Below are 12,567 nucleotides of genomic sequence, written 5' to 3'. Positions count from 1 at the left end.
CGTGCGAGGACATTTCTCGGAGAGTGAGGCGGCAGTTGCTGGCGGTTTCGCTTGCTGTGCTGATTCAACTCTCTATACATTGAATGTTAGAGAAGTAGAGATAACCGTAGTGATGGGAGTGTTCCACTCTCTCATGCAACAGTTTTTGGCTGCTGAATCTGATTCTAAGCGCTGGCTGTAGAAGATTGGTTTTATTGCCCTTAAAGCCTGACTGTACAAGCATTCTGAGCTGTTATTCGGGTAGGGCGATCGCGAGGAAAATGGAGGGTGCTGCCAGGCCGCTGAGTGGACAATCTAATAACTGGCTATTTGAGGCGGTTTTGGCCGTTAGAGATTGTGGAATCGAGACTCGGCAGAGTGTAGCTAACTGCAATATATTCTGAAGCTACGGCACAGCATTTAGGAAACCCGGTTAATCTGAAAATTCGATCCGATCGAAGAAGGAATAAGGAAGAAGGAAGAAGCACAGAGAGCTTTGTTTGCAAACAATTCACGCTGATTCTTTATCTAATACCAAAGTCACCGGCCCGTCATTCTCGATCGAGACTTCCATCATCGCTCCAAACACCCCTGTTGCAACTTTTAAGCCGCTCTGGCGCAAATTTTCGACAAATTTATCATAAAAAATTTCGGCTCGTTCAGGAGCTGCGGCTCGGTCAAAGGAAGGCCGCCGACCTTTGCGGCAGTCGCCGTAGAGCGTAAATTGACTGACAACCAGCAACTCGCCGCCGATGTCCTGTACGGACTTGTCCCAGCGGCCGGTATCCCCGCCCGAGTCGGGAAACAAACGCAATTCTAGGCATTTGCGAGCCATCCAATCGAGTTCTGCTTCAGTGTCGGTGTCTGCAATACCTACAAGCAAGTTAAGTCCGCGGCCAATTTTGCCGACAATTTGACCTTCAATTTCGACTTGAGATGATTTTACTCGCTGGATGATGACTCGCATTGGAACTTAGAAATGCTTAAATTTAAAACTAAAAATCAAAAAGTAAAATTCCCTTTTTAATAGGAATTATGAAAAGAAACCCGGTTTCTCGGATCGATCTCGGTTTTGACCGCGAAGTCTCGACGAAAAAACTGGGTTTCTAGCCAGCGCACGTCTGTTCTATTTAATTTTCAACGCTTAATTTTTCCCAAAACCTTTGCCGCGATTGGTTGAAGGCATACAAAGACAGTTTTCGAGTTGCGATCGCAAAGTCTCCGTATCCAAACCCTGACCGATGAGAACAAGCTGGTTTTTGCGATCGCCTTTCCACTGGTCGTCATCCATCGAAAATCGCTTGCCGCTCAAGTGGAAAATATGGCGTTTGGGACTTTCTTCAAACCACATAATCCCTTTCGCGCGAAACACGTTTGTTGGCAGTTGGTTGTCTAAGAAATATTGAAATTTCCTCAGAGAAAACGGCTTGTCACTCTGGAAAGAAATTGAGGTAAATCCGTCATTTTCTAAATGGTGGGAGTGGTCGTGATGGCTGTGGTCGTGATGGTCGTGATGGCTGTGGTCGTGATGGCTGTGGTCGTGATGGCTGTGGTCGTGATGTTCGTGATGGTCGTGATGGTCGTGGTGGTCGTGATGGCTGTGGTCGTGATGGTCGTGATGTTTGTGGTCGTGATGTTCGTGACTGCTAGAAGTTTCTTCAGATTGGAAATATTTGTCAGATTCAAACAATCCGACGCTGAGGACTAGCGGCAGGGGAACTTGCGATTTTACTGTTCGCAGAATTCGAGCACCTTCTTTGACATCGCGAATCTTAACTTCCAACAAATCTAAATCTGCTTCTTCAACCAAATCCGTTTTGTTGAGGATAATTATATCGCCGTAAGCTATTTGACTGTAAGCTGCTTGAGAGTTGAACAAATCTAAGCTGTAGTTGGCTGCGTCTACTACTGTCACTATCGAATCGAGACGAGTCAGGTCGCGCAGTTCTGTGCCTAAAAAAGTCAGCGCTACTGGCAGCGGGTCGGCGAGTCCGGTTGTTTCGACTACCAGATAATCGAGATTTTCTTGACGTTCTAAAACTTTGTAAACTGCATTAACTAAATCTTCATTAATTGTGCAGCAGATGCAGCCGTTGTTCAGCTCAACCATGTTGTCGTCGGTGGTGACAATCAGTTCGTTGTCGATGCCGATTTCGCCAAATTCATTTACCAAAACTGCTGTTTTCAAACCCTGCTGATTGGTCAGGATGTGGTTGAGCAGGGTTGTTTTGCCGCTGCCGAGAAATCCTGTAATGATTGTAACGGGCAATCCGTGTTTGGGAGCGTCCATCGCCGGTTTTGTCTCGGACTGAGTTGTAGATTGCATAGCTTGACTGTCAAATAATGTCGATCGCACTTTCCTTGTGGTTCTTATTGTATCTTAATTAGGACAAGGCTTAGTCAACGCAGTTGCTCTTATAAATGTTGGGTTTGGTGGGGTGGTATCTAGGCATCAACCGGGAGTCAGCCCGAGAGTGCAAAATAAGTGGGCCCCTAATTATCGGCAATTGCTAACGCGGTCGATCGCACTTTTTTATTTTTTTGATAAATTTTTTGTTCCGAGTACCTGTGGCAGTTTGCCTGCAACCAGTTTTCCCGGTAAATTCAGCAGCAACAAATTTGGGGCCAACTCAAGCTGAGTGCGATCGGTCAATTCCCGCTACTCTATAGCAATCCTCGCATCATTTGTGAATTTCTTACGGACTCCCCGAACCCGCGGGGAGGGTTGGGGTGGGGTCAACAATTTACGACTCATTGAGGATTGATATATAATAATTTTAATTATCGACCTGCGTAAAATATTTACATCTCAACTATCAACTAAAACAGGGCGGTGGCTAACAACAGCCACCGCCCTCAAGATAGTATTGTGCTATCTAAATCTGTGCTTGCGCAGGAAGCAAGACTGCATCAATAATGTGGATCGCAACATTATCAGCAGCAACATCGGGTGTTGTAACGGTAGAATCATTAATTTTGATGCCATTGGAAGCATCAATTTTAACTTCTGAACCTTCAACTGTCTTGGCAGATTTCAGCTTGACCACATCAGCGGCCAGAACTTTGCCAGAAACGACATGATAAGTCAGGATTTTTGTAAGCTTAGGAATGTCCTTAAGCATTGCTTCTACAGTACCTTCGGGAAGCTTAGCAAAAGCTTCGTCACTAGGCGCAAAAACTGTGAAGGGGCCAGCGCCTTTGAGAGTATCTACTAAACCAGCGACCTTGACAGCAGCAACTACGGTGTTAAAAGATCGGCCGAAACGGCGGTATCAACAATATCAGCCAACTGAGTCACCTAGTTTTTGTAATCCATAAATCACTATAACGCTAAAAAGTTAATTTAGCTACATTAATTTTTTTTCTAGTTCTGTCTGGTTTTATGATTATTTAAGATAACATTTTTTTATTTAACTCTTTTCATAAAATACCTATCTAAAGGTAGATATTTATTTTGCCATTTTACGGTATTTCAATTTATTAATGTAATCGTAAATACATTAATAAGACGATCGCCCCTGCGCTGTTTAAACTAAACGCAGGGGCAATGGCTGGGAACCATCGCCCTTGCTACGACCTTTTGATTAACTTGGCAAAACATTTAACATTCAGCGCAGCGCTAACACACTACAAAAGCCCGCAGCCCGGACTTATGGCAACAGTTTGGGAAATCCGGCTCTAAACTGTTAACAACTACTAACTAGCGGAAGGGTGACATGAGATATAAACTACTAGGTCACAGCGGACTTCGCGTTTCGGAAATGTGCCTCGGAACCATGACTTTTGGGGAAGAGTGGGGTTGGGGGAGTTCCTACGACGAAAGCCGTAAAATGTTCGACGCCTTTGCAGAAGCGGGGGGCAATTTCATTGATACCGCAAATCTCTACACCAACGGTACTAGCGAAAAATATGTCGGTGAGTTCATCGCAGCCGATCGCGAAAAATGGGTAGTTACTACTAAGTATAGCCTCAACATGAAGAATGGCGAAATCAACGGTTTCGGCAACCACCGGAAAAATATGGTACAAGCAGTACAATCAAGTCTGAAGCGATTGCAAGTTGAATACATAGATTTGTTGTGGCTGCACGCTTGGGATTCTACCACACCCGTCGAAGAAGTGATGCGCGCTTTTGACGATTTGGTGCGCGCCGGCAAAGTTCTTTATATAGGCATTTCCAATACGCCGGCTTGGATTATTTCTCAAGCAAATACGATCGCCCATCTGCGCGGTTGGACACCATTTATCGCCTTACAGATTGAGTATTCTTTAAAAGAACGAACTCCCGAACGGGAATTGATCCCTATGGCAAAAGCCTTTGATATTGGCGTCACAGCTTGGAGCCCCTTAGCCGCCGGTTTGCTGACAGGAAAATATAACACTTCAGAAACAGCCAGCGAAGCTAAACGGCTGAATTCACCAGAATCTGGAAATATTAACGAACGAGACCTCAAAATTGCTGACGAAGTTAGCAAAATAGCAGCCGAAATTGGCAAATCCGCTTCTCAAGTAGCCCTAAATTGGCTGCGGCAACAGCCAGTCGAAGTTATTCCGATTGTGGGTTCGCGCAAACTGTCGCAACTTCAGGAAAATCTGGCTTGTTTGGAGTTTGAATTAACCCCGGAACAAATGCAGCATTTAGACAAAGTAAGCGCAATTGAATTGGGTTTCCCTCACGATTTCTTAAAGAGTTCGACGGTGCAAGATTTTGCCTTTGGAGGAGGACTCGCCAAAATTGACAGCAGCCGACTGTAAAGTTGCTGCTATTTTCTAGTCGCGGGTTTACGTGGATATTTTGCGTTCGATCGCACATATCGGCAAACCCGCCCTTAGAGGGATGATTGATATTTGTGCTGTGGGCGCGACGTTAAACTCAGGCCCGCAGCCCAAATGCGCTCACCTTCGTTTCTTGCTACAGACTCGTGCAAAATCTTAGGTTTATCCTTGCCGTTCCCTGGTTTCTTTGTTATTGTTGAGACAGGTGATCTTCGGTGATTTTCACCCCACTGCATAAACTGTCAATTGTTAATCTATCGGAAGTCAGAAATCTCTGGTACAGCTTTGTATATTAAGATACAAATTTTTCCAGAGAGCGATCCGATGAGTTTAAAAAAGGCTAGGTTTGTCAAATTAAAAAGCAACATAAACTTGATGGCAAATTTTCTATCCTCTCCAAATAAAGCAATAAAACTCGTTCTTTTTTCACCCCGTACCTGCCAGTTAAGAGTCATTTTACAAGGTCGATCGGCATTTTAACCGCTTTTCAACCCAGCGTTTAAGCTAAGCGCATCCTGAGATAGAAGTCATCCTTCAGATAGAAGTTATGGCAGAAAAACTGGGTTACAGTTAACAGCAATAGCAAGTCTAACAATATTAACTTATCTCCCAGTTTCAATTCTGAAAAAAGCAGATAAGCGTGTTTTTCCGCAGCTAAACAGTTTCTTTGTTTGGTTCAATGAATGCGGCGCTTGCTCGTCAATAAAACTTCTCAAATTGATGCTTCTTGCGACTTTTAGTAAGAAACTCTTGAGAAACACATCCTATTGACAATTTTCATTGACAAATTCTAGAGGCTAATTATGTCGCCCCCCGAAAACTCAGTAAACAATAATTATAGCAGCAATAAAGGTCGAGCATGGGAGATCCGATTTACCTCTATAGATCCTGCAAAATCGCCCTCTCAATTCGCTCCCTCGCCGGCCTGGCGCGCTAACTTATTAAAAGCTGATTCTTTAGATGCACCGGATTTAGTTTGCCTGTCTCATTTGCGGTGGAATTTTGTCTATCAGCGTCCGCAACATCTCTTGGGTCGCTGTGCCAGAAGTCGTCGCGTATTCTTTGTAGAAGAACCAGTTTTTATCGGGACTACAGATTGGTGGCTTGATGTCAGCATCCACGAAAGTGGAGTCTGGGTAATAGTACCGCACCTGAACGAAGGAATCAGCGAAGAAACAGCACAAACTGCTCAGCAAGCCATGCTAGATGATTTGTTTAAAGCAGCAGAAATTAACCAGTACATCCTCTGGTATTACACACCAATGGCTGTCAGTTTCACAAGCCACTTAAAGCCGCTAGCTGTAGTCTACGACTGCATGGATGAACTGTCAGCCTTCCAAGGCGCGCACCCGGATTTAAAAGCCAATGAAAACCAATTATTAAAGCGCGCCAGCGTAGTATTTACCGGGGGACACAACCTTTACGAAGCCAAACAGCACCAGCACCCAAACATTCACGCCTTCCCCAGCAGCATCGAAAAAGAACACTTTGCGACAGCCAGGAATCTTTCACAAGAACCGCCGGATCAAAAAAACATTCCTCACCCGCGTTTGGGATTTTATGGCGTCATAGACGAACGCATGGATATAGAACTGCTGGCGGGCATTGCGGAAGCAAAGCCGGACTGGCATTTAGTCATCATTGGCCCGGTGGTGAAAATCGATCCGGCAACTCTGCCAACTCACCCAAATATCCACTATCTCGGTGGCAAATCTTATCAAGAACTGCCAGCGTATCTTGGCGGGTGGGATATAGCCATGCTGCCTTTTGCGATTAACGAATCGACTAAGTTTATTAGTCCCACGAAAACGCCCGAATACCTCGCGGCCGGCAAACCGGTGATTTCTACTCCTATCCGCGACGTGGTGCGGCCCTACGGAGAAAACGGCTTGGTTCGGATTGCGAGCAACGTTTCAGAATTCGTTGCTTGTGCCGAAGACATCCTCAACGAAAGTTCGGACGTTCGCACAACGTGGCTCAGTGAAGTAGACGCCTTTTTAGCAGACAATTCTTGGGACAAAACCTGGGGCGAAATGCTGGGGTTAATCGAAAGTGCGATCGAAGGCAGAAGGCAGAAAGCAGAAGCCAGGATGAAAGTTTTAAGTTAGTAATGTTGAGGTTTAAGTTAAAGATTTACCAATTTATGAATTCAAAACTTAACACTCAACCATGCTCGCTTGTTGATTAGCAATTACCAATTACCCTTACCAAAAATCAGAGGTGTTGTAATGTTTGACTATTTAATCGTCGGAGCCGGATTTGCAGGTAGTGTCATTGCGGAAAGACTAGCAAATGAGGCCGGAAAAACAGTCCTGATAATTGATACCCGCAACCACATCGGCGGCAACGCATACGATCACTACGACAACCACGGCATCCTCGTACACAAATACGGTCCCCACATTTTTCACACCAATTCGCGTCAAGTTTTCGAGTACCTTTCGCGGTTCACCGAGTGGCGGCCCTACGAACACCGCGTCCTCGCCAGCGTTGACGGTCAACTGCTGCCAATTCCGATCAATCTCAACACCGTCAACAAACTTTACGGACTGAATCTCACCTCATTTGAAGTAGAAGATTTCTTCGCGAAAGTAGCAGAACCAAAGGATTACATTCGCACTTCCGAAGATGTCGTTGTCAGCAAAGTCGGTCGCGAACTTTACGAGAAATTCTTCCGCAACTACACCCGCAAACAGTGGGGAATGGACCCGTCGGAACTCGACAACTCAGTGATTGCGCGCGTACCCACTCGGATTAACCGGGACGATCGCTATTTCACCGATACCTATCAAGCAATGCCCCTGCACGGCTACACTCGGATGTTTGAAAAGATGCTTTCTCACCCAAACATCAAGGTGATGCTGAATACCGACTACCGGGAGATTGAGGGTTTTATTCCTTACGGAGAAATGATTTACACCGGGCCTGTCGATTCTTATTTCAACTATTGCTACGGCAAACTTCCTTACCGTTCCTTGGAATTCAAGCACGAAACGCTAAACGTACCCGTACACCAAGCAGCACCGGTGGTAAATTACCCCAACGAGCATTTATATACTCGCTGCACAGAGTTTAAATACCTCACGGGACAAGAGCATCTAAAAACTAGCATTGTCTACGAATATCCCCAAGCTGAGGGAGACCCTTACTACCCGGTTCCGCGTCCGGAAAATGCCGAAATTTACAAGAAATATAAGGCTTTGGCTGATGCCACTCCGGGAGTCTCTTTCGTGGGAAGGCTGGCGACTTACAGGTATTACAACATGGATCAAGTGGTCGCTCAAGCTCTGACAACTTACAAACAAATTACTACCAAGCCGGTGATAGAATTGGTGGAAAATGTTAACGGTTCGGCCTCTAATTTAAGCTCGTCGAATGGAGTTGCCGAGAACCCAGTCACAGCACCTCTAGAAGCGGCTGCTGTCAACGGCAACGGCAAGGGCAAATCTGCTAGCAAGTAGCTGCAAGTTGCCAGTTACGGGTAAAAATGAGTAAGGTGCGCTATCAGCACCTTACTCAGTTTTAATCAAAAGTTCTGTAATAATTTAAAGAAGTGTTGAGGTGGAAATGAGAGTTATAGTTAAAATTGTTTTATCTCACGAGGTTTTGGAAAAATCTCAATTTCCTCATTTTCAGAAAGAAATAGAGCGCCTCATAGAAAGCGGGGGCAAAATTCTGATGCTCGATTTCTCAAAGATAAATTTCCTGAAAAATTCGGAGTTAATGGCTGTAGTGGCGATCGTGAAATTAGTTAGAGACAGTGAATGTATACTTTTGATATCTGCCATGAGCCAACAAGTGAGAATCCTATTTGAACTCACAGGACTAGAACAAATATTTCAGTGTTTGCCCCCTTCGGAAGAAAATTCCCTCAAAAGTGACCTAACTGAACCGTTAGGAGATTTGCAAAGCGTTGCCGGCTAAACTAGAGTTGGAAGTGGGCGATAGTATCCGAGTGTTTGAGTGTGCCAGGGGAAAATCTTTCTTCTTCATTCTCAAAACTTCGGACAATTTTTGATAGCCAACCGTCGAATAATGGTTTCAGGGCAATTGGGTAATCGAGCTGAGCTGCTAACGGAAAATGAAGGGTTTGAGACTAAAACCTAAAAGCTTTCCGGAAGGTTGCTTGTGGCGAATGACTAATCACTAATCACTAATGACTTCTGTATAAGAGCTCCTTCAGATGAGGCTGTTTTAATGTACAGAACTTTTACAAATTAATCAGCAAAAAACTTGTCCAAGTCGGAGCAATAGTCGCTAACGTATAAATATAACTTAGGGTAGATGTGCCGATGAGTTGGTTAGGTAGAGAACTAGAAAATTGCGATATTGAAGAGTCTGCAACTCTAGACAATAAGGTGACAGTTCAAGGACGCAAAACAGGCTATCCGCGCCCCCAATTGCGCCGGAGCAACTGGATTTGTCTCAACGGTCAGTGGAGGTTTGCTTACGATGACGCGGGACGCTGCGTGCAGCCGATCGATATTTCTGACTGGAGTCAGACTATAGAAGTGCCTTTTGTTCCAGAATCCCCAAACAGCGGGATCGGGGACACGAATTTTCACGCTAACTGCTGGTATGAACGCGAATTTGACGTACCCCACACAGAAGGCAGAGTTCTCCTGCACTTTGGGGCCGTAGACTACCGCGCCCGCGTCTGGGTGAACGGTCAGTTTGTCATCGAACACGAAGGCGGACACACTCCTTTCACCGCAGACATTACAGCAGTTTTGAACCTCAGCGGGCCGCAGCGGGTGACAGTCTGGGCCCAGGACGACCCGCAAGGTTTGGAGCAACCGCGCGGCAAGCAAGACTGGCAAATAGAGCCGCACAGTATTTGGTATCCGCGCACGACCGGCATTTGGCAGACGGTGTGGGTAGAATTGGTGCCTCACACTTATATTGAGCGCATCCGCTGGACTCCCCAGTTTGAACGCTGGGAAATCGGTTTTGAAGCGTTTGTCGCGGGCGATCGCCAGTCGGGCATTCAGATTAAAGTTAAACTGTCGATCGGGTGTATGCTGCTGGTCAACGACACCTACGAAGTGATCAACGGCGAAATCCACCGCCGCATCGCCCTCTCCGACCCCGGTATCGACGACTACCGCAACGAACTGCTGTGGAGTCCCGAAAAGCCGACGCTAATTAACGCTCAAGTGCAGTTGTGGGCAGACGGCAAATTGCTCGACGAGGTTAAATCTTATACCGCCATGCGGACGGTCAGCATCCAGCGCGATCGCTTCATGCTAAACGGCCGCCCCTATTACCTGAGGCTGGTGCTCGATCAAGGTTACTGGCCCGACACCCTGATGACTGCACCCTCCGACGAAGCTTTGCGCCGCGATGTCGAATTAGTCAAAGCAATGGGTTTCAACGGCGTCCGCAAGCACCAAAAAATCGAAGACCCGCGATTTTTGTACTGGGCTGACGTGCTCGGGCTTTTAGTTTGGGAAGAAATGCCCAGCGCCTACCGTTTCACTCCCAAAGCCGTGCAAAGGCTGACGCGGGAGTGGACGGAAGTCATAGACCGCGACGCCAGCCACCCCTGTATCGTAGTCTGGGTGCCGTTCAACGAATCTTGGGGAGTTCCGAATTTAGTCGAAGCCGCAGCCCACCGCAACTACGTGCAAGCGCTGTATTTCTTGACAAAAACTCTCGATCCGACTCGCCCCGTCATCGGTAACGACGGCTGGGAAAGCATCGATACCGACATCCTGGCGATTCACGACTACGACAACAACCCGCAAACCCTAGCCAAGCGCTACGGGCCCGAAGTCCAGCTAGCCGATTTGTTCGATCGCGGGCGTCCCGGCGGGCGAGTCCTCACCCTCGACGGCCACCCGCACCAAGGACAGCCGATGATGCTGACAGAATTCGGCGGCATCGCCTGCGCCGGTCGCGAAAACCCTGATTTTTACAGGGTTTGGGGCTACGTGCGCGCCTCGGACACGATCGAACTGCAAAGGCGCTACACCGCGCTGTTGAAGGTGGTAAACCGAGTGGAAATGTTCAGCGGATTTTGTTACACGCAGTTGACCGATACTTTCCAAGAAGCTAACGGTTTGCTGTATGCCGATCGCACTCCCAAATTTCCCATAGACGTAATCGCGGCGGCAACTCTCGGCTGGGATATTCCCGAAGAAAGTTCACAACCGCAAGCTATTACTCAATGCTAATTGGTGATTGGTCAAGAAAAAAGTAAAAATCTGAGATTTTTTTCTGATTTCATTTTGACTTTTTCGCGATCGATATACTTGTTACAAAAATACCGTTTGTAGTAAGGACTTTAGTTTTTGATGATTGAAATCTAAGGACTTTAGTCCTGACTGCAAACCTGACTACCCCATTACCCATTCGATTGATGTTTCAAAGTTTTTTTATGGGCGGATTTGAATGTTCCACCCACAGGTTGCAATCTGGAAAACGCCTAGATGTCACGGCCGCCACCGGTCACGATAAATTTGCAGTCGCCGACTACCAACGCTTGCAGGACCAAGGCATTTATACAGTCCGCGAAGGCCTCCGCTGGCACTTAATTGAACAGTCGCCCGGAAAATACGATTTTTCCAGTGTCCTCCCAATCATCCGGGCCGCCCGCGACATGAAAATGCAGGTAATTTGGGATTTGTTTCACTACGGCTGGCCAGACGATATTGATATTTTCAGTCCCGAATTCCTGTCCAGGTTTGCAAACATGGTGCGCGCTTTTATGGAAGTGCTAACTGAGGAAACAGACCAAACACCTTTCGTGACACCTGTCAATGAAATTTCATTTATTGCTTGGGCAGGCGGCGATGTCGCCTACATCAATCCGTTTGCCAAAGGAAGAGGAGACGAGCTCAAAATCCAGTTGATTAAAGCTGCGATCGCAGCGATAGAATCAGTTTGGGAAGTCAATCCCCGCACTCGCATCGTTCAAATCGACCCCGTAATTAACATTATTGCTGACCCTGACAAACCGGAGGATCGGGACGCGGCGGAAGGTTATCGCTTATCTCAATATCAAGCTTGGGATATGTTGGCGGGACGCTTTCGCCCGGAACTCGGGGGCAAGGAAAAATATCTCGATATTATTGGTGTGAATTATTACGATCGCAATCAGTGGATTCACAATGAAGACCCGATGAAATACACCGATCCGCTGTACCGCCCGTTTAGCGAAATGCTGCAAGAAGTGTTCGATCGCTACGGCCGCCCCTTATTCATCGCTGAAACGGGTACTGAAGACGATTTTAGACCTGTCTGGTTTAATTATGTGTGCACTGAGGTAATGGCGGCGATGAAAGCAGGAGTTCCGATAGAGGGAATTTGCTTGTATCCGATTGTCAACCATCCGGGTTGGGACGACGATCGCCACTGTTACAACGGTCTTTGGGATTATTGCGATGATAAGGGCGATCGGGAAATTTACCAGCCTTTGGCGGATGAATTGCAGTTTCAAAGGCAGCAGATTGAACCTTTGTTGAAGTCGCGCGATTGATAATTGCTTCTGTAGGGTGCGCCGAAGCGCACCTTATACTAAATCTGCGTTAACAATACTAAACTAAGTTTGATTTCCCTTGTACTCGCTCAACTAAGCATGAAAGAGTCAAGCTCATCTACATTGTGAATGATCTTGGAGTCAGGAACGCCATAAGCTTCAGCTAATTCGATACTAGCTTGCAATCTCAAATCGAGGTTTAATTTAGGATCGAAAGCTGCTTCTGCTAAATTGCCCAGTCGTTCGTAGGTAGCAACAACCCACATTCCGCACCCCCAACTGGCACATAGGCAGATGGAGGGGATAAAAGTGAATCATCCGAGATAATAAGTA

Annotated in this window: 10 protein-coding genes and 1 pseudogene; 7 read left to right on the top strand and 4 right to left on the bottom strand. The window is 46.5% G+C overall.

Annotated features, from left to right (window positions below):
• The first annotated feature begins 1 nt into the window (after position 1).
• Positions 2-181, top strand: a complete 180-nt coding sequence (locus tag QUA80_RS26715; protein ID WP_333428015.1) for a hypothetical protein — start codon at positions 2-4, stop codon at positions 179-181.
• A gap of 309 nt (positions 182-490) precedes the next feature.
• On the opposite strand, the gene dtd is transcribed toward QUA80_RS26715, so the two are convergent.
• The 3 genes and pseudogenes from dtd to QUA80_RS26700 form a co-directional block, all read right to left on the bottom strand.
• On the bottom strand, positions 491-946 hold the full coding sequence (gene dtd / locus QUA80_RS26710; RefSeq protein ID WP_333428014.1) for a D-aminoacyl-tRNA deacylase: 456 nt from the start codon (positions 944-946) through the stop codon (positions 491-493).
• A 177-nt stretch (positions 947-1,123) separates the two neighbouring features.
• Positions 1,124-2,305: a GTP-binding protein gene (locus QUA80_RS26705; protein ID WP_333428013.1), complete on the bottom strand. Its 1,182-nt coding sequence runs from the start codon at positions 2,303-2,305 to the stop codon at positions 1,124-1,126.
• Between the two features lie 550 nt (positions 2,306-2,855).
• Positions 2,856-3,268, bottom strand: a pseudogene (locus QUA80_RS26700) (fasciclin domain-containing protein).
• Between the two features lie 427 nt (positions 3,269-3,695).
• Between QUA80_RS26700 and QUA80_RS26695 the strand changes: the two are divergent.
• From QUA80_RS26695 to QUA80_RS26670, 6 genes are all read left to right on the top strand, one after another.
• Complete coding sequence (locus QUA80_RS26695) at positions 3,696-4,733, top strand: aldo/keto reductase (RefSeq protein ID WP_333428012.1); 1,038 nt, start codon at positions 3,696-3,698, stop codon at positions 4,731-4,733.
• Positions 4,734-5,557: 824 nt separating this feature from the next.
• On the top strand, positions 5,558-6,862 hold the full coding sequence (locus tag QUA80_RS26690; RefSeq protein ID WP_333428011.1) for a glycosyltransferase family 1 protein: 1,305 nt from the start codon (positions 5,558-5,560) through the stop codon (positions 6,860-6,862).
• Positions 6,863-6,982: 120 nt separating this feature from the next.
• Positions 6,983-8,215 (top strand): UDP-galactopyranose mutase, encoded by a 1,233-nt coding sequence (gene glf, locus QUA80_RS26685; RefSeq protein WP_333428010.1) that lies wholly within the window; start codon positions 6,983-6,985, stop codon positions 8,213-8,215.
• Positions 8,216-8,321: 106 nt separating this feature from the next.
• Positions 8,322-8,678: an STAS domain-containing protein gene (locus QUA80_RS26680; RefSeq protein WP_333428009.1), complete on the top strand. Its 357-nt coding sequence runs from the start codon at positions 8,322-8,324 to the stop codon at positions 8,676-8,678.
• Between the two features lie 368 nt (positions 8,679-9,046).
• On the top strand, positions 9,047-10,930 hold the full coding sequence (locus QUA80_RS26675; RefSeq protein WP_333428008.1) for a glycoside hydrolase family 2 TIM barrel-domain containing protein: 1,884 nt from the start codon (positions 9,047-9,049) through the stop codon (positions 10,928-10,930).
• A gap of 185 nt (positions 10,931-11,115) precedes the next feature.
• Positions 11,116-12,234, top strand: coding sequence for a beta-glucosidase (locus QUA80_RS26670; RefSeq protein ID WP_333428007.1), 1,119 nt, complete (start codon positions 11,116-11,118; stop codon positions 12,232-12,234).
• 89 nt (positions 12,235-12,323) lie between these two features.
• Here the strand turns inward: QUA80_RS26670 and QUA80_RS26665 are convergent, their stop codons facing one another.
• Positions 12,324-12,500: a hypothetical protein gene (locus tag QUA80_RS26665; RefSeq protein ID WP_333428006.1), complete on the bottom strand. Its 177-nt coding sequence runs from the start codon at positions 12,498-12,500 to the stop codon at positions 12,324-12,326.
• Positions 12,501-12,567: the final 67 nt, after the last annotated feature.

Origin of the sequence: Microcoleus sp. F4-D5 (genome assembly GCF_036704885.1) — a bacterium.
Taxonomy (GTDB): Bacteria; Cyanobacteriota; Cyanobacteriia; order Cyanobacteriales; family Microcoleaceae; genus Microcoleus.
The sequence above is the reverse complement of the archived record's forward strand: the minus strand, read 5'-3'. Positions and strand labels throughout refer to the sequence as shown.